At 35.3% G+C, this 1,378-nt stretch carries 1 protein-coding gene and 1 pseudogene; both read right to left on the reverse strand.

The window, feature by feature from the left end:
• Window positions 1-273: 273 nt before the first annotated feature.
• On the reverse strand, window positions 274-690 hold the full coding sequence (locus tag FTT73_RS16085) for a hypothetical protein (protein ID WP_159139022.1): 417 nt from the start codon (window positions 688-690) through the stop codon (window positions 274-276).
• A 577-nt stretch (window positions 691-1,267) separates the two neighbouring features.
• A pseudogene (locus FTT73_RS16090) lies at window positions 1,268-1,378 on the reverse strand (IS701 family transposase); the annotation flags it as partial.

Genomic DNA, 1,378 nt, shown 5'->3' on the forward strand with positions numbered 1-1,378 from the left:
GAAATTCATGCACGTGTAGCAGTCCTCAACAGATTTACGGAATTAGGTCGACCACTTACCCAAGTTACGCCTTAAATTTGGCTCAATTAGGGGCGCTTTGCATTTCAAATCTTTGTGCAACAAAGCCATTCGTGGTTATTTGCAACAGTGCCAATAAGAGTTCAAATATTCTATTTAATTGTCATTAAACCGGATTCTGGCAGGGTGATATATGGAAAATTTGGACGAATTAAAAAGCCTGCATTTGCGGGCTTTTTAATGTCTGGTTTGGAGTTAGTTATTTTTCTTTTCTAATTTTTGGGCAACGGCTAATTCACATTCTAATTGGTGGAAGCTGACCAGATCTGCCGATGTACTTAACTTGCCATTTTCACGGTCGAAAATAAAAGAGACAGAACATTTTTGATTTTCCTGATCGGTGATTTGAACACCGTAATACCAGGTTTCCGCATCGCTAATCACTACGACGTTTTTAGTCTCACCTAAATTTTCTTTTAATACCGCCTGAGTTGGGGTGCTAATTGCACTAGCAATAAAATCTAATGAAACAGGTTTGTGCTCAGTGATTTTAGAGGTGATTTCTGGACTAAACAGTTGGTAATCATTACTGATTAACTGTTCATGATTATGTGCGTTTGCCAGTGATGCTGCGGATAGTGCTAATGTCAGCGTGATTAACTTGATTTTCATATTGTATCCCCATGATTCGAATATTTTAAAGTTTGAGTTTCTTTCAAATTTCTAAAATCATATACGATCTTAAAAATAATAAAGGGTTTGGAGATAAAATCTCATTTTTTTGTTTCACTCTGATGGGCATGCTGTTCCACAGTGGGAAAATATGCAGTCAGATCTTTAAGGATTTTGGGACCAATATATCGGAGACAGTTTATTTAACTGATGTTACGCATCCATTCTATATGTTGTAAATTTTAAAAAAATCGACCGCAAAATGTAGTGGCGAAGATGCTCAAAAATACACTTATTGCGTAACATCAGTTATTTAAGTTAGGCTGCCAGTTTAGATTTGCTAAAATTTACATAACGCACGTTAGACAAATTGAGAAAAAAGCCAGTTCAATATGTACTGGCTTTTTAGTGTCACGTATATAAATCTAAGAATTGTTTTAATCGTTGCTAAGATGATGTTTCACGGCTTCTAAACCATTGATTTAAAGTTCAGGATTTTGACTGGCATGACCTTACTTTGGCGTGTGCTCTAAAATTACATTAGGCCATTCAGTAAAGTTATAGGACTTACGCACTATTATTTATAGATTCTCTGTGGTAGCAGATGATTTTTATCGAGAATAAAGTCATCAATGAAGTTTTTGATAACTGGTCTAAATAATTTCTTCTGCCAACGATATACATTTTC

The sequence above is a fragment of the Acinetobacter sp. YH01006 genome (assembly GCF_013420445.1).
GTDB classification, from domain to species: Bacteria; Pseudomonadota; Gammaproteobacteria; order Pseudomonadales; family Moraxellaceae; genus Acinetobacter; species Acinetobacter pseudolwoffii.